The following is a 16,711-nucleotide window of genomic DNA, read 5'->3' as shown; positions in this document are numbered from 1 at the left end:
TTATATCATTTTTTTATGAGTTATTTATATTTTTATTAGTAAATATTTACTTTTTTTAATTTAAATCTTAGTTTTTCACATTTTTGTTCTTATTTTGCTTATTTAACGGTATTATTAATTTTTATTAAAAAAATAGCCGATATAACTTTTTTGTTATAACGGCAACTGGCTATCTCACTAAAAAACAAATGCCGATATAACACTAGTTATAACGGCAACTGGCTGTCTTTTGCAAGACCCTATAGCTTTGCGTCGCTACCTTGCGATAGCTTTGCTTTTAACTCTTTTGAGTTTAACACTAATAATCAATTTTGTCAATTATATTTTTAGTTTTTTTGTTACTTTCTTTAATCGCCTATAAAAAATAAAAATATCCTTAATATACCCTATTAAATTAATAAATAAATATTACTCTTAAACGTAAAACGATATTTTTAACAAAAAAAGAGGGGCAAAACTTTTGCCCCTCTTAAATTGATTAAATAATGCTAACTTTTACACAATACCTTGCGCAATCATAGCCTTAGCAACTTTATCAAAACCTGCAATATTAGCGCCTGCAACTAGGTTGTAGCCTAACTTATACTCGATTGTAGCTTGCAAAATTTGATTATGAATATTTCTCATAATTGTATGCAACTTCTCGTCAACTTCTTCGCCGTCCCAAGCTAGACGCATACTATTTTGTGACATTTCTAGTCCGCTTGTAGCAACGCCACCTGCGTTAACTGCTTTACTAGGACAAACAAGAACATTATGAGCTTGTAGATATTCTAACGCTTCGTTTGTAGTAGGCATATTGCTTACTTCGTTTAAATATTTAATGCCCTTAGCTACAATAGCCTTAGCGTCGTCAATGCGAATTTCGTTTTGTGTTGCGCAAGGCATATAAACGTCTGCGTCTACGTTGCCCCAAGGTTTCTTGCCGGCAACAAACTCAACTTGTGGGAATTTATCTTTAAATTCTTTAACAAGGTTGTGTCTCCAACTGTTCATAACGGGCATAAAGTCTACCATTTCCATTGTTAAGCCGTCTTTAATATAGCAATATCCGTCAAGACTTGAAATGCTAACTACTTTACCGCCAAGCTCGGTTATCTTCTTTGCAGCGCCCCAAGCAACGTTACCAAAACCAGATAGAGCAAATCTAAGTTTGCTAAGTTCGAGACCTTCGTGTTTGCAAACTTCATTGAAGAAATATGTTGCGCCAAAACCTGTCGCTTCGGGACGAATTCTGCTGCCGCCGAACGATAAGTCTTTGCCTGTTAAAACGCCATTCTCATATTGATTTTTAATTCTCTTGTATTGTCCAAACATATAACCAATCTCTCTTGCGCCTACGCCAAGGTCGCCAGCGGGAATATCTAGGTTAGGACCAATGTGTCTATATAACTCGGTCATAAAGCTTTGGCAAAATCTCATTACTTCTGCATCGGTCTTGCCTTGTGGGTCGAAATCGCTACCGCCCTTACCACCGCCCATAGGAAGACTAGTTAAGCTGTTTTTGAGTGTTTGCTCAAAAGCTAAGAACTTCATAATGGATAGGTTAACTGTGGGGTTAAATCTTAAACCGCCCTTGTATGGTCCAATAGCGCTATTAAATTGTACTCTGTAACCCTTGTTAACTTTAACTTCGCCCTTGTCGTTTACCCACGGAACTCTAAATTCGATAACTCTTTCCGGCTCTACAAAACGCTCCAATAAACCAAGCGCTTCCCATTCGGGGTGCTTCTCAAATACTGGCTCTAACGAGTGCAAAATTTCGGTTGCAGTCTGGTGATATTCTGGCTCATTAGGATTGCGGTCAATCGTTTCCGCTAAAACTCTTTGAACATAATTTGACATTTTGTTACTCCTTTTTTATTATAATTGTCTTGTTTTGACATATTTTTTTTATTTAGCTAGGGGTAAATTCAATTTATTCTTTTAAGATTTAGCTCAAAAAAAAGAAATTTTGTTTTTTCCCAACCACTTAAAGTATATAAGATATTCTATAAATGTCAATAGATTTTGGGGCTAATTTGAGAATAATATTTTATGTTGCAACCTGCAACTGCAAAAAAATAACTCTTAGCATAACGTTGACTTAATTGCGCTAAGAGTTATTTACTATTGTAAATTTTGATTAAAAATTAAACTTTTCTTATAAGTTTAGGCGTTAGCTCTTAAATTTGACATTTCCGTTAGCGTCTTTAACACAGCGAATTGTTACAATGTTGTTTATTGCGTCAATCAATGGAGCGCTTGCAAAGATTTCTACATTTTTGCCTAATTCGCCGTTTCCAATATTAATTATATTGCCCGTATAATCTATGCCAAAAAGACCGCTTGCAATTCCGTTTGAAGTCCCGCTTACATAGACTTTAATACTACCCTTAGCGATATTGTCGACTTTAAGCGTGGGGAAAATATCTTTTATTACATACTCTACATAAATTGTAAGCGGTTTAATATCTCCATACACATTAGCGATAGTTAAAGTATGGGCAAATTTACCATTGATTACAAAGTTCATTTTGGTAGAGTCGGTTAAATATAAGTTTTTTACATTAAAACTTGTAATTGTTTCTTTTGTAGGGATATGAATCGAACCGTTGAGTCTTAATGTATTTATATCATAAGTTTTGCCATATATAAAAGTCTGGGTAAAATTAACTACTACAACCTCGCCTTCGCCACTAATATTAGGGTGAAATTCGTTAACTCTATTTAGCGTAAGCGTTTTGCCGGCGCTAACGTTTATAGTATTGTTACCTGATACGCTAAGATTAGAAAAAGTTAAATTTGCATTCAAAGCGATATCTTTCGTCAACTTTAAATATAGTTCATAAAACGTCTTAGAGGTCTTGACTATTGTAATATTGCCACCGCTAATATTTGTTACGCCTGTTTGGGTAGTCCTAGTTTCGGTAGAATATTTGTAACAATAATCAATTGTGTAATCGCCTTGTCCAAAAGTCGACAAAACTTTTTCTAAGTTACTATCTATACCGAGTAATTTATCGCCCTCGTAGTATTTAAATATAGTTAGGTCGTCTACGGCTAGATTTGGTACGGCATACATAAAGTAAGCTACGCTATGCCCTATGTGTTCGGGCGTAAAGAATTGATGTTCGTTAAGAAATTGTTCGCCCTGTCCAAAGTAATCGTAAATCGTTTCTTTGTTAGCGCCTTGGTCGTTCCAAGTAATGTCAACGCCATACCACTTGCCATCGACTTGTATGTAGTTCCAAGCGTGTCCGCCATTAGTGCCGGTGACGCCTACGACATAAATATTTGGAACTTCTAAGTAGTTGAGAATTAAACTGTATGTTACTGCGTAAGCCTCGCACACACCGCCTTTTTTAAGCGCAATACCCGTAACGTCGTGGGCAAACTCTTCTAGCGAGGGTTTACCGTTTTGGTCGTAAGTGTAGTCAATAGTCGCTATAATTCTGTCGCCAACAAGAACTGCCTTGCCTACGTCGCTAGTAATATTTGCAACAAGCGCAATGTACTCGTTAATCATTACTTCGATAGCGTCGTTACAAGTTTTTCTTACGCTAGCTAGGGAATATTCGCTTTCAATGCTTATGTAAATATTCATTGAGGTCGAACTTATCCAGTCTATCCAGTAATAATAAGGGTTGTCAAATTGAAAAGTAATAAATGTTTCAATAGCTTCGTCTTCGGTTAGCCCATAGGCAACAAAATTTAATACAAAGATATCTAAACTGCCTGTAATGTCAATGTCTTTGTAACAAAAGTCCTTAGCCTTCTTAGCGATTTCATTATATAATAGTTGGCGATTTCTTCCGTTTGAACGAAGTAACAAGTCGTTGTAGCCATATTGCGAAGCAAGTTTATCGGGGTTAAGCCCTAATATCTTATAATCGTGCAAGCAAGATTTATCTCTAAACGTAATCGTAAATTTACCGCTAGAAGTAGCCGAGCTGTCAAATCCGCTAATCATACTTTGAGTAATGGCTATTGTTTGAGTAGAACCGTCGCTATTTGTAAGTAGCAATTTTGCGTTAGTTAGGTTAAGTATGTCGCCAACATAATAATTGCTAGGAATTGAACCTTTGACGACTTGTATACTCTCTAACTTTGTTGACACAACAGTGTAGTTAAAGTTGCAAGTTAAACCGTGATAAGTTACGGTAAAACTAAATGCGCCGGTCTTAGAAGTGTCAAGCCCGGTTACCATATTAGCGGTAAGCGGAATTGCTTTAATATCGCCGTTATTATAAGTTAAAAGTAATTTAGCATTTGTAAAATCTACAACTTCGCCGATTGAAAACTGACTAGTCATAGAAGTAACGTCGACGGCTATTTGATTAAGTATAACAGGCGTTACCAAAATATCTACCGTAGTAGAACAAGTCAAATATGTAATGGTAATGGTCGTATCTTTTTCGGTCAAATTGCCACTAGGCGAAAAGGAAAAATCGGTAATTGCTTTGGTTGTTTGGTTAGAATAAGTAGCCGTTACAACTAAGCCCGCCCTATCAAAAGTTTCGCCTGCGATATAGTTTGTTTTGTCGGGTTGCTTTGTCACGGCTATTGAAACTAAATCTATCGACTCTATAACGGTGATTGGTATCGTGGTCGTCTTATCTTTATAAGTAACTGTGATTACCGTGTCGGTAAGTTTTAAAGGCGTAAATATATCGGGGCTAAGCGTATAATTAGTAACTTTTCTTGTAGTAGTGTCTAGATAAGTAGCCGTTATAATTAAGCCTGTCTTATCAAAAGTATCGCCCACAATATAGTTTGTTTTGTCGGGCTGTTTTGTCACCTCGATAGAAACAAGCAATTTGGGCTGACTTACGGTAACGGCTATTGTAGCTGTCTTATCTTCATAAGTAACTGTGATTACCGTGTCGGTAAGCTGTAAAGGCGTAAGCGGACTAATTGTATAGTCGGTAATTTCTTTGGTTGTTTGGTTAGAATATGTAGCCGTTACAACAAGACCTACTTGGTCAAAAGTTTCGCCTACAAAATAAGTAATTTTGTCGGGCTGTTTTGTCACCTCGATAGAAACCAAAGTTATTGGAACAACAGTAGTGTCTACGACATTAACAATAAAAGAAGTAGACAACCCCTGATAATTAACCGTTATGGTATGCGTTCCAACGCTAGATAGTTTTTCTCTATCTTCTTGACTCACCATACTTGCATAAATAGAAGCTATTCTCGTGGTGTTGTTAGAATATGTAACTATTAATTTAAGGTCGTTTAAGTTTAATTCGCCAACATTAACTTCGCTAGGAATAGTTGAAGCGTCTATATCTATACGTGTTATTGTATTGAAGTCAAACGAACAACTTACCGAGGTAAAAACTGCGAATAATGATAATAGTAATAACAATAATTTAAATTTACGCATTTTATTCTCCCTTCAAGTGTCAATATAGTACATTAAACCCTATTAAATGTCAATATAAAAATGGCATACCCTTATTGAGTATGCCAAAAAGATAAAAATCGTTAACTTTGTTTACTTAAAATATTCTACTGCGCCATCAAATAGCTTTAAATCGAAGTTTCCGGAGATATTTTTATAAAGCCCTTTTTCGTAACGTTCAACGTGCCCCATTTTACCTAGCACTAGCCCGTCTGGCGAAGTTATGCCTTCTACGGCAAGAACCGAACCATTTGGGTTAAACTCGGTGTTCATACTTGGAGTACCCGATAAATCTACGTACTGCGTACAAATTTGCCCTTGTTTAATAAGATTAGACAGCGTTTGCTGGTTTGCAATAAATTTGCCTTCCCCGTGTGAGATTGGTACGGAATAAATCTCGCCAACTTCGGCTTTGCTTAACCACGGCGAAAGAGTCGAAGCTATTCTTACTTGAACAATTCTTGATTGATGGCGTAAAATGTCGTTGCTAGTAAGCGTTGGGCTGTCTTTTGTAGGCAAAACTATTTTGCCATAAGGCACTAATCCTAGCTTGATTAAAGCTTGAAACCCGTTACAAATACCGCACATTAAGCCCTTGCGAATTGTTAAAAGTTTGTTAATCTGCTCGGCAATATCGGGGTTACGCATAAAAGCCGTAATAAATTTACCTGCTCCGTCGGGTTCGTCGCCGGCGGAAAAACCACCTGACAATGCTACTATTTGACTATTTGAAATAAGCTTTGCAAATTGTTTGGCTGAGCTAGCGATATCTTGGGGCGTTAAATTGTTGATTACAAAAGTTTCGACGGTAGCTCCCGCCCTTTCAAAAGCCCTAGCGGTATCGTATTCGCAGTTAGTACCCGGAAAAACCGGAATGATTACTTTTGGAGAAGCAAATTTAGTTAAAGAAGCAATGCGACTTGAAGAACTATAAGAAATTTTTTCAACGGGCGCTTGGTCAAACTTTGCGCTGGTAGGATAAATCGGCTCTAATTTAGCTTGATAAATACGCCTTAATTCGTCAAGCGGTATTCGCTGTTGCTTATAAATGATATTCTCTTTTATAGTTTTACCTAACAACTTACCTATATCTTGCTCGCTTGCTAATTCGATTACAAAACTGCCGTAACTATACTTAAATATTTGGCTCATATCGATTGAAGAAGAATACTCAAAGCCGATATTGTTGCCAAGACACATTTTTAGCACTGCTTCGGCAACTCCGCCAAAACCGCAAGCGTACATTGAAAGAATTTGCTTTTGCCGACATAAATTTTTAATGGTTGCAAATATTTGTTTCAAACTCTCTCGGTTGGGCAAGCCGTCGGCGTATTCGGGAGAAAGCAAAATTACGCTATGCCCTTCGGCTTTAAATTCGGGAGAAAGAATATTGTCAATTATGTCGGTAGAACACGCAAAACTTACTAGCGTACTTGGAACGGATAACTGCTCGAAACTTCCGCTCATAGAGTCTTTACCGCCGATTGCGCCTATGTCAAAATCAAGTTGAGCTTGTAACGCCCCAAGTAATGCCTCTAAGGGTTTGCCCCAACGCTTAGGGTCATTCAAAAGCTTCTCGAAATATTCTTGAAAAGTTAAATATATTTGATTGTGTCCCGACCCTAAGGCTATTAATTTACAAATTGATTCTACAACGGCAAGATAAGCGCCTCTATAACAATCTTTGTCGGTTATATAAGGATTAAAACCATAAGCCATAGTCGCTACGGTATTTGTTTTGCCACTTACAAGAGGAAATTTGTACGCCATAGCTTGGCTTGGCGTTGATTGAGTAATTCCGCCTAACGGAAACAAGACTTCGCCCGAACCATTAGTAGAGTCGAATAGCTGAATAAGTCCTCGCTTTGAGCAAACGTTGAGGTCCTCGCTAAGGCTCTTGTAACCTTTTACAAAGTCTGTTGGAATTACTTTGTCAAAGTTTAAAGGGGCAAGACATTTTGCCGAAGTATGTTTTTTTGCGCCGTTAGAGTCTAACATCTCCCTAGAAATGTCTACTATTGTTTGACCGCAAAACCGCATTACAAGACTAGGTTTTTGAGTAACTACGGCAACGGCTGTGGCTAAAATATTCTCTTGGCTGGCAAGAAGAATAAATTGTTGAGCCTTTTCTTTGGAAACAACTACCGCCATACGCTCTTGCGACTCGCTTATAGCCAGTTCCGTACCGCTAAGCCCGTCGTACTTTTTGGGAACTTTGTCAAGGTCTATATCTAGTCCGTCGGCAAGTTCGCCGATAGCGACGGCAACACCGCCTGCGCCAAAATCATTACAACGCTTAATTAATTTACTGGCGACGGGATTTCTAAACAACCTTTGAAGTTTGCGTTCTTCGGGCGCATTGCCCTTTTGCACCTCTGCTCCGCATATTGAAAGAGAAGAAGTTGTGTGAGATTTACTCGAACCGGTCGCACCTCCGCAACCGTCACGCCCGGTCTTGCCACCTAGCAAAATTACTACGTCGCCGGGTATTGGACACTCTCTAACTACGTTTGAGGCTTTTACGGCGCCTAAAACTGCGCCGATTTCCATACGCTTTGCCACATAACCTTGATGATATATTTCGTCGACTAACCCGGTCGCAAGCCCTATTTGATTACCATAGGAACTGTACCCCGACGCAGAACTAGTAACAATTTTACTTTGAGGCAGTTTACCCGACAAGGTCTTAGAGATAGAAACAAGGGGATTGCCCGCCCCGCTTACTCGCATAGCCGCAAAGACGTAGGCTCTGCCCGACAAAGGGTCTCTAATCGCTCCGCCTATACAAGTTGCAGCTCCGCCAAAAGGTTCTATTTCGGTGGGGTGATTGTGAGTTTCATTTTTAAATAAAAGCAACCATTCTTGATTTTTTCCGTCAACGTCAACGTCAACTTTTACAGTGCAAGCGTTGATTTCGCTTGACTCGTCAAGCCTAGTTAGCACGCCGTCGCTTTTAAGTTTCTTTACGGCGATTGTAGCTATATTCATAAGCGTTACCGCTTTTGTAGGCGAAAAACGCTTGTTTAAATCTAAATAAAGTTCATAAGTTTGTTTAGACAAGGGATTGACAAAGTCAACCGAGTCAATCGTAGTAAAAAATGTAGTGTGACGGCAGTGATCTGACCAATAAGTATCGAGCAATTTAATCTCGGTTATTGTTGGGCAACGAGAAAGACTCTTGAAATAATCTTGACAGCATTTTGCGTCGGCTAAGTCCATAGCTAGATTGTTTTGCTTGACATAGTCGGCTAGCTGTTGGCTTGTAAAGTCGCAAAAACCATCTACGACTTCTACTTTTTCGACTTTGGGGTGAACAAGACTTAAAGTTGTGGGAATAGTAAGGCTTGTTTCTTCGCACTCTACCGGATTAATTAAATATTGCTTGATATCTTTAATTTGTTGACTAGATAATTTGCCATAAAATAAATAAACTTTTGCAACTCTAACTACGGGAATTGTACCCGTTACAATTTGAACGCACTGCATAGCCGAGTCGGCTCGTTGGTCAAACTGCCCGTCGAGATATTGAACGGCAAGGACGTAGCTAGCTTGACTAAGATTAAGGTCATAGCTTAATATATCAGTTTGAGGTTCGGCAAAGACGGTATAGGCAACCTGACTTAAAGTTTCTTGACTGATACCTTCGATGTCGTAACGATTGACAATTCGTAAATCGGTAAGCTCTTGTCCTAGTAAACTACAAATTTGAGTTTTAAGCAAATTTGCATTTTGTCTAAATTCGGGCTGTTTTTCTACAAAAATTCTATAAACCATTAATTACCTCTTTTGCGTTTCAAGCGCCTTGCTACCTATGTCTTTGCGATAAAACATATTTGTAAAGTTAACTTTTTTTACACGAGAATATGCTAGCGAAATAGCGTCTTTAAGATTGTCTTCTACTGCGATAATATTGAGCACCCTACCGCCGTTAGTCACAAGTTGCCCGTCTTTTTTGGCGACGCCTGCAAAAATTACGTATGGCAAAACTTGCTTGTCTATTGAAATTGGATACCCTTTTTGATAGCTACTAGGGTAACCGCAAGAGGCTAAAATAATTGCGCAACTTGCCTTATTGCTAAACTCAACCTTGACTTTGTCAAGAGTTCCAAAAGTAGTTGAAAGCATTATTGTAAGCAAGTCGCTTGTAAGCAAAGGCAAAACTACTTGGGCTTCGGGGTCGCCAAAACGGCAGTTGTATTCGATAACTTTTGGACCTGATTTTGTAAGCATTAAGCCAAAATATAAACAGCCTGTAAATCGTCTATTTTCTTGGACAAGCCCCCTAATCGTAGGCATAAAAATTTGTTCGTAACATTGTCTTTCTATATCGCTTGTATAGTACGGGTTTGGCGCAATCGCCCCCATACCCCCCGTATTAAGCCCTGTATCGCCTTCTAACGCCTTCTTATGGTCCATTGAGGAAATCATAGGGACTAAGGTTTGCCCATCTGTGAAGGTCAGCACGCTGACTTCTACGCCCTCTAAAAACTCCTCTATGACTACTTTGTCACCGCTTGAACCAAAGCGTTTTTCCTGCATAATTTGAGCCAAACCGACGGTTGCTTCTTTAAAATTTTGAGCTATAATTACGCCTTTTCCCAACGCAAGCCCATCGGCTTTTATTACCGTTGGATAAGTCGTTGTCGACAAATATTCTAAGGCTTTTCCAAAGTTATTAAAGATTGCGTAGCGTGAAGTTGGGATAGAATATTTCTCCATAAATTGTTTGGCGTAGACTTTGCTAGACTCTATTGTAGCGGCGAGTTTGCTTGGCCCAAAGCTAGCTATGCCTACCGCTTTAAGTCTATCTACTAGCCCCTGCGCAAGTTGGTCGTCGGGCGTAACTACGACATAATCAATTAGATTGTTAACGCAAAAATCGACGATAGAATCTAGGTCTTGCGCTAAAATATTAACTCTAATTACCTCTTTTGGAAAGCCGTCGTTGCCGGGTAAAACATAGAGTTTATCGATTACTTTGCTCTGCAATAATTTTGCGGTAACGGCAAATTCTCGTCCGCCACTACCTATTACTAAAACTTTCATATCTACTCCTAGTGGTGAAATAGCCTTAAACCGGTAAACGCCATAACCATATTGTATTTGTCGCAAATTGCAATCACATTATCGTCTTTGACCGAACCGCCGGGCTGAGCAACAAAACTAACGCCACTAAGTTTTGCCCGCTCGATATTGTCGCCAAAGGGAAAGAAAGCGTCGCTACCCAAACTTACGTTAGTGATAGTCGAGAGAAATTCTTTCTGTTGACTTTTGGTAAACACATCGGGTCGAGTTGCAAAATACTTGTGAAAGTTATTTTTACCCGTAACGGCTTGATGTTCTTGCGAAAGATAAATATCGATTATGTTATTCTTGTCGGCACGAGAAATTCCCTTTAAAAAGTCTAAGTCAAGTGTTTTTTGATGCTGACGAAGTTGCCATAAATCTGCCTTAGAACCTGCAAGTCTAGTACAATGTATTCGAGATTGTTGTCCTGCGCCTACGCCTATTGCTTGTCCGTCGTAAGCAAAACAAACCGAATTAGATTGAGTATATTTAAGAGTAATTAAAGAAACTAATAGGTCAATTTGCGCAAAATCGGGTAAAGCCTTATTAGACGTTACTATATTAGTAAGTACTGACCTATCTATAACGCAGTTGTTGCGAGATTGTTCGAAAGTAATACCATAAACTTGTTTGCGTTCAATCGGGTTAGGAATGTAGCTAGAATCAATTTGAATAATATTATATGTTCCGTTACGCTTAGCTTTAAGTATCTTTAAGGCTTCTTGCGAATATGACGGAGCGATTATACCGTCCGAAACTTCACGAGAAATTAATCTTGCGGTTACCGAGTCGCATTGAGTTGAAAGAGCTATAAAATCGCCAAAGGACGACATTCTATCCGCCCCTCTCGCCCTTGCATAAGCGCAAGCAATTAAAGACGAATCAAGCTCGGCTATGTCGTCAACAAAACAAGCCTTCTTTTGATTAAGACTTAAAATTTTGCCGACCGACGCAGACGTAGGCGAAACGTGTTTAAATGAAGTAGCGCAAGGTAGCGTGGTTGCAAGGCTAAGCTCTTTTACTAGCTGATAAGCGTTAAGAGCGTCTAAAAAATTGATATAGCCAGGTCTGCCACCGAGAACGCTTAGGGGCAATTCGCCGTCTTGGCTAAAAATTCTGGCTTGGGTCTGGTTTGGGTTACAACCATACTTTAATTGAAATTCTTTCATAAATTCTTGTTGATTATCCTTTCAAAACTTTGTTTAGTTGAAATATCTACGTACATTGTAAGTAGCGATATTTTGTTGTCTTTGTCTAAACTATCCCATATTTTATTGGTAAATTCGTCGATATCTTCTTCAATTTGTATCGCCGTAGGCTCGCCTTCAAAGCTTGGCAAAGGATTGCCGTCGCCACTATATGTATGTATAAAGTGACCTTTTCCGCAAACCGGTTTGTAGTCGAAGAAATATCTGTCGCAAGTTTGCAACTGTTTGTCGCCACATTTAAGTATGCTTAAACGGTAATCAAAATCACCGTTTGCTAAGTTGACAATACCGCTTATTCTCGGGGTAAAATTGGGACTATCCGGCTCAAAACTACGAGAATTAAGAGCGATTACAAAGGCGTCGGGTTTTTTTTCTAAGATAGCGTCTACTATTGTTTGAGTTTGATTGCCGTTAGTCAACACTATTGAATTTCCGCATTTGATTAAAGGCGAATAAACAATTAAGCTAGGGTCGGTAACTTTGGTAGGGTCAAACGGCAAGATAGATACGCCCTCGTTTGATTTGACAAAAATTCTATTGCGACTGTTTAAGCTACGCCCCATAATAAAGTAAGCTAGGCAAGCGTATTTACCGCTAGGCGATTTGCCTAAAACTATTCCTCGCCCAAAATAAGAATTTGTCTTTAAATGTTCCGCTAATGATAAAAAAGTCAAATTATTCTCCTTTATTTAGTAAAAGTTTGCAAACTTGTTCGGTAGCTTCGGGCAGAATTATCCACTCAGCTTGCTCCATTATACGTTGTTGAAGAATTTCCGCCGTATCGTTTACACAAACGGGAACAATCTTGCTCATAATAATTTCACCGCCGTCAGTTATTTGATTGACATAGTGTACGGTCGCCCCGCTAAATTCCTCGTGATTATCTAGTACGGCTTGGTGAACTCTAAGCCCATAAAATCCGTCGCCACAAAACTTAGGTATTAACGAAGGGTGGATATTAATAATTCTTTTTGGGTAACGAGATACAAAGTCTGCGCTTAAAATATGAATAAAGCCTGCAAGCACGATTAGGTCAATACTATATTCTTGTAACAACTTTAAAATATCTTGTTCGACATTTGCCGACTTATAGCGCACAACCGCCGTATCTATATTGGCGTTTTTAGCACGAGTTAAAGCGTAAGCATTTGAACTGCTAGAAATTACTAGACGAATTTTTCCGCTAGAAATTATTCCGCTTTTGGTAGCGTCTATTAATGCTTGTAAATTAGTGCCTCCGCCCGAAACTAATACGGCAATATTTATCATTTTATAATCCCTCAATGATAATTTTATCTTTATTTTTAATAATATCGCCTATTACATAGGGTTGTTCGCCGTTAGCCGTTAAAATTTCAAGCGCCTTATCAGTATCCTGTTTAGAAACAATAACGCACATACCTACGCCCATATTAAAAGTGTTAAACATATCCCTTAGAGGAATATTGCCGACTTTTTGAATGTAGTTAAATATAGGTAACACTTTGACCCTAGAAAGTGCGACGTTTGCGCATAAACCTTGCGGAATTGCTCGTGGAATATTCTCGAAAAAGCCTCCGCCTGTAATATGCGATACGCCTAAAACCTTAACCTTGCTCATCAAATCTAGTACGGACTTAACATAAATTCGTGTGGGAAAAAGTAAAGTTTCGCCTAAGTTTCTTCCGCCAAGTTCGTCTAAGGGCTTGTTTAGGTCAATGTTATTTATATCTAAGACTTTTCTTACTAGCGAAAAACCGTTAGAGTGAACGCCCGAAGACGCAAGGGCTATAATGCTATCGCCCTCTTTAATTGCGTTATTGTCAACAATTCTATCTTTGTCTACTACGCCAACGGCAAAACCCGCAAGGTCGTATTCGTCTATCGGGTAAAAGCCGGGCATTTCGGCTGTTTCACCGCCGATTAAAGAACAAGCCGACATTACGCAACCATCGGCTACGCCTTTAACAATATTTGCGACTTTTTGAGGAATATTTTTACCTAGCGCTATATAATCTAAAAAGAATAGCGGTTTTGCTCCCGAACAAATAATATCGTTAACACACATAGCTACGCAATCGATACCGATTGTGTCGTGTTTGTCCAGCAAAAAAGCTAACTTTAATTTTGTGCCGACGCCGTCTGTGCCGGAGACTAATACCGGCTTAGTAATTCCTGTTAAATCTAACTCAAACAAACCGCCAAAACCGCCTATTGCCCCTATTGCTCCCGAAGTAAGCGTTCTTGCAATATGTTTTTTCATAAGTTCTACTGCCTTATAACCTGCGGTTATATCTACGCCAGACTGTTTATAACTTTCACTTTGAGATTTCATTTGTTCTCCTCGCTAATAAATGTTGGGTAAATTCCGTCAAAACAAGCCGTGCAATACCCCTTATTTGCGCAACCTGTAATTTGTTTTGCGTGTTCTATTGATAAAAAGCCTAAACTATCTACTCCAATGCGAGAGGCTATTTGTTCGGGCGAATATTTGCAAGAGATTAGCACGTCCCTTGACTTAATGTCTGTGCCATAGTAACAAGGGTTGACATAAGGCGGAGCTGAAACACGCATGTGAATTTCTTTTGCGCCTGCGCTTTTAAGTAACTTTACTATTCTTTCGCAAGTAGTGCCTCGCACTATTGAGTCGTCTATTAGTATAATTCTCTTGCCCGAGACTGTTTCGCTAATAGGGTTTAATTTAATGCGAACACGCTCCTCACGTTTCTTTTGACCCGGGTCGATAAAAGTCCTGCCGATATATCTATTTTTAATCAACCCGACTCCGTAAGGTATGCCGGATTCTTTTGCATAGCCTACGGCGGCGTCAATGCCGGAATCGGGTACTGCAATTACTACGTCGGCGTCTACGGGGTGTTCTTGGGCTAAAAATTGTCCAGCCTTCATACGAGCACGTTGAACCGAACAACCATCTATAATAGAGTCGGGTCTAGCAAAATAAACATATTCAAACACGCATAACGACATCGGTTGCTTGTTACAATGCGTTGTATCACACGTGACTAAGTCTGCGCTAAAAACTACTATTTCGCCGGGTTCGACATCTCTAACAAATTTTGCGCCTACTGCGTCAAGAGCGCAACTCTCGCTTGCTATTACATAAGTGCCATCTTTTATCTTGCCAAAACAAAGCGGTCTAAACCCGTATTCGTCACGAATCGCTATTAATTTGTTATTGGTCATAATTACTAGCGAATAAGCGCCTTTAATCTTATTCATAGCCTTGCTTATGGCTTGTTCGATTGTAGAAGTTGTTAACCGCTCTCTAATAATCATATACGCTATGAGTTCGGTGTTTGAAGTGGTGTGAAAAATCATACCGCAATGTTCAAGCTCATTTTTAAGTTCGGCGGAATTAGTTATATTGCCATTGTGGCAAATTGCCATATTGCCCATAATATGATTGACTACGATAGGTTGAGCGTCTAGTCGTTGATTGTCGCCTGTGCCGTAACGAACGTGACCGATTGCCATTATACCTTCGCCTAAACTAGCTAGGTTGTCCTTGTTAAAGACATCGTTGACTAACCCTAAATCTTTATATGAACGAAAGACTCCGCCGTCGTTGACAACAATTCCACTGCTCTCCTGCCCACGATGTTGCAAGGCGTAAAGTCCGTAGTAAGTTGCGCTAGCTACTCCCCCGTAGATATTGCCTATTACGCCAAAAAGTCCGCATTCTTCATTAATTTCTCTCATTATTTTTCCTCAAAAAACAGTTTGGATAATTCGAGCGGTTCGATATACTTGTCGCCCTTATATACCCTCATATTGCCGGAAGCTATTTCGTCAATCAATATAACTTGGTCGCCGTCAAACCCAAACTCAAATTTAATGTCGTATAGGTCTAGCCCTTTTTGTTTAAGCTCGTGCTCTACAACCTTGGTAATTTGTTGAGTTTTGCTAACTATATCGTCGTATTGAGTAGCGGTTAAGACATTGAGAACTATCAAACCGTCTTTGGTTACAAGAGGGTCGTTTAGCTCGTCGTTTTTAAAAGTCGTTTCTACGTAATAAGGTAACTTTGCCCCATATTTTACATAATCGCTATATCTACGGAAAAAACTACCAACAGCTCTAAGTCGGCAAATAACTTCAAGCCCTTTGCCAAAAGGCCTTGCGGGGATTACTTGCATAGTATTATTTGCAATGTCGGCTGAAATATAATGAGTAGAAATGCCTAACTCTTTAAGTTTCTCAAAATAAAAGACTGACATTCTTAAATTTACATTGCCTACCCCTGCAATACTTAGTCCTACTGTATTTGCGCCGGGGTCGAACACGCCGTCTGCCCCTGTCACGTCGTCTTTAAATAGAAGTTGATAGTTTCCGTTATCAAGAGCGTAAACATCTTTGGTTTTTCCTTTGTAAACTAATGTGCGTTGCATAAGTTAATCTCCTTATATTATAAAATTAAAATTACAAGTTATTTAGTTGATTGTTTTTAGCTATAACAGCTTGCCTTGCCTCTTCCTTGTAGGCTAATAATTTGTCGGCAAGCGCTGTGTCGCTTAGGGCGAGAATTTGTATGGCAAGTAACGCCGCATTTACCGCTCCGTCAATAGCGACTGTCGCAACTGGCACTCCGCTAGGCATCATTACGGTAGAAAAAAGGGCATCTACGCCGTCGAGAGTTGATGCCTTAATAGGTATGCCTATAATGGGAAGTATAGTTTGGCTAGCAAGCGCCCCCGCAAGGTGCGCCGCCTTGCCTGCGCCTGCGATTATTACCCCATAGCCCTCTTGACGAGCAGATTGAGCAAACTGTCTTGCTTCGTCGGGGGTACGATGCGCAGAATAGATGCGCATACTATATTGCACGCCAAATTGTTTTAAAATTTCCGCAGACTTTTGCATAATAGGTAAGTCGCTGTCGCTACCCATAACTATGGCTACCTTCATATATTATCTCCTTAAAAATAGTATTTGCAAATAAAAAGGGGCTTGTCCAAACAAACGGACTGCCCAGATGGCTTGAAGAATTGTCCCAGTAGAATAACTCTTATTATTATAAGTCGTTATAAGCCATCAAAAATAAATACCTAAA

General features: G+C 39.3%; 11 protein-coding genes and 1 riboswitch. All 11 genes read right to left on the bottom strand.

All coding sequences use genetic code 11. The features are described from left to right. Window positions 1-210: 210 nt before the first annotated feature. A riboswitch (cyclic di-GMP riboswitch) is annotated at window positions 211-286 on the bottom strand. 209 nt (window positions 287-495) lie between these two features. Further along, window positions 496-1,845, bottom strand: a complete 1,350-nt coding sequence (gene gdhA, locus RR062_04735; protein MEG2027014.1) for an NADP-specific glutamate dehydrogenase — start codon at window positions 1,843-1,845, stop codon at window positions 496-498. A 313-nt stretch (window positions 1,846-2,158) separates the two neighbouring features. Beyond that, window positions 2,159-5,371 (bottom strand): bacterial Ig-like domain-containing protein, encoded by a 3,213-nt coding sequence (locus RR062_04730; protein MEG2027013.1) that lies wholly within the window; start codon window positions 5,369-5,371, stop codon window positions 2,159-2,161. Between the two features lie 111 nt (window positions 5,372-5,482). Next, complete coding sequence (locus RR062_04725) at window positions 5,483-9,163, bottom strand: phosphoribosylformylglycinamidine synthase (GenBank protein MEG2027012.1); 3,681 nt, start codon at window positions 9,161-9,163, stop codon at window positions 5,483-5,485. Window positions 9,164-9,166: 3 nt separating this feature from the next. Next, a complete protein-coding gene (gene purD / locus RR062_04720; GenBank protein MEG2027011.1) occupies window positions 9,167-10,435 on the bottom strand; it encodes a phosphoribosylamine--glycine ligase in 1,269 nt (422 codons plus the stop codon). An 8-nt stretch (window positions 10,436-10,443) separates the two neighbouring features. Further along, window positions 10,444-11,625: a phosphoribosylaminoimidazolecarboxamide formyltransferase gene (locus RR062_04715; GenBank protein MEG2027010.1), complete on the bottom strand. Its 1,182-nt coding sequence runs from the start codon at window positions 11,623-11,625 to the stop codon at window positions 10,444-10,446. Further along, complete coding sequence (locus RR062_04710; GenBank protein MEG2027009.1) at window positions 11,622-12,338, bottom strand: IMP cyclohydrolase; 717 nt, start codon at window positions 12,336-12,338, stop codon at window positions 11,622-11,624. The genes RR062_04715 and RR062_04710 overlap by 4 nt, the downstream gene beginning before the upstream one ends. A 1-nt stretch (window position 12,339) precedes the next feature. Then, window positions 12,340-12,933, bottom strand: coding sequence for a phosphoribosylglycinamide formyltransferase (gene purN, locus RR062_04705; GenBank protein MEG2027008.1), 594 nt, complete (start codon window positions 12,931-12,933; stop codon window positions 12,340-12,342). A gap of 1 nt (window position 12,934) precedes the next feature. Beyond that, window positions 12,935-13,978, bottom strand: coding sequence for a phosphoribosylformylglycinamidine cyclo-ligase (gene purM / locus RR062_04700; protein MEG2027007.1), 1,044 nt, complete (start codon window positions 13,976-13,978; stop codon window positions 12,935-12,937). Next, window positions 13,975-15,363 carry an amidophosphoribosyltransferase gene (gene purF, locus RR062_04695; protein MEG2027006.1) on the bottom strand — a complete coding sequence of 463 codons (1,389 nt, stop codon included), beginning with the start codon at window positions 15,361-15,363 and terminating at the stop codon, window positions 13,975-13,977. Before purF ends, purM begins: the two co-directional genes overlap by 4 nt. Next, complete coding sequence (locus RR062_04690; protein ID MEG2027005.1) at window positions 15,363-16,052, bottom strand: phosphoribosylaminoimidazolesuccinocarboxamide synthase; 690 nt, start codon at window positions 16,050-16,052, stop codon at window positions 15,363-15,365. Before RR062_04690 ends, purF begins: the two co-directional genes overlap by 1 nt. A gap of 31 nt (window positions 16,053-16,083) precedes the next feature. Beyond that, window positions 16,084-16,566 (bottom strand): 5-(carboxyamino)imidazole ribonucleotide mutase, encoded by a 483-nt coding sequence (purE, locus tag RR062_04685; GenBank protein ID MEG2027004.1) that lies wholly within the window; start codon window positions 16,564-16,566, stop codon window positions 16,084-16,086. Window positions 16,567-16,711 lie beyond the last annotated feature (145 nt).

The organism is Clostridia bacterium (assembly GCA_036654455.1).
In the GTDB taxonomy this organism is placed as follows: domain Bacteria; phylum Bacillota; class Clostridia; order Christensenellales; family CAG-314; genus JAVVRZ01.
Note: the sequence above shows the minus strand (reverse complement) of the source record. Positions and strands in the feature narration are given on the sequence as shown.

What these genes read in the sequence shown, in the direction of transcription:
- gdhA (MEG2027014.1), bottom strand. Translation starts at nt 1,845, where the DNA reads ATGTCAAATTATGTTCAAAGAGTTTTAGCGGAAACGATTGACCGCAAT.
- RR062_04730 (MEG2027013.1), bottom strand. Translation starts at nt 5,371, where the DNA reads ATGCGTAAATTTAAATTATTGTTATTACTATTATCATTATTCGCAGTT.
- RR062_04725 (MEG2027012.1), bottom strand. Translation starts at nt 9,163, where the DNA reads ATGGTTTATAGAATTTTTGTAGAAAAACAGCCCGAATTTAGACAAAAT.
- purD (MEG2027011.1), bottom strand. Translation starts at nt 10,435, where the DNA reads ATGAAAGTTTTAGTAATAGGTAGTGGCGGACGAGAATTTGCCGTTACC.
- RR062_04715 (MEG2027010.1), bottom strand. Translation starts at nt 11,625, where the DNA reads ATGAAAGAATTTCAATTAAAGTATGGTTGTAACCCAAACCAGACCCAA.
- purN (MEG2027008.1), bottom strand. Translation starts at nt 12,933, where the DNA reads ATGATAAATATTGCCGTATTAGTTTCGGGCGGAGGCACTAATTTACAA.
- purM (MEG2027007.1), bottom strand. Translation starts at nt 13,978, where the DNA reads ATGAAATCTCAAAGTGAAAGTTATAAACAGTCTGGCGTAGATATAACC.
- purF (MEG2027006.1), bottom strand. Translation starts at nt 15,363, where the DNA reads ATGAGAGAAATTAATGAAGAATGCGGACTTTTTGGCGTAATAGGCAAT.
- RR062_04690 (MEG2027005.1), bottom strand. Translation starts at nt 16,052, where the DNA reads ATGCAACGCACATTAGTTTACAAAGGAAAAACCAAAGATGTTTACGCT.
- purE (MEG2027004.1), bottom strand. Translation starts at nt 16,566, where the DNA reads ATGAAGGTAGCCATAGTTATGGGTAGCGACAGCGACTTACCTATTATG.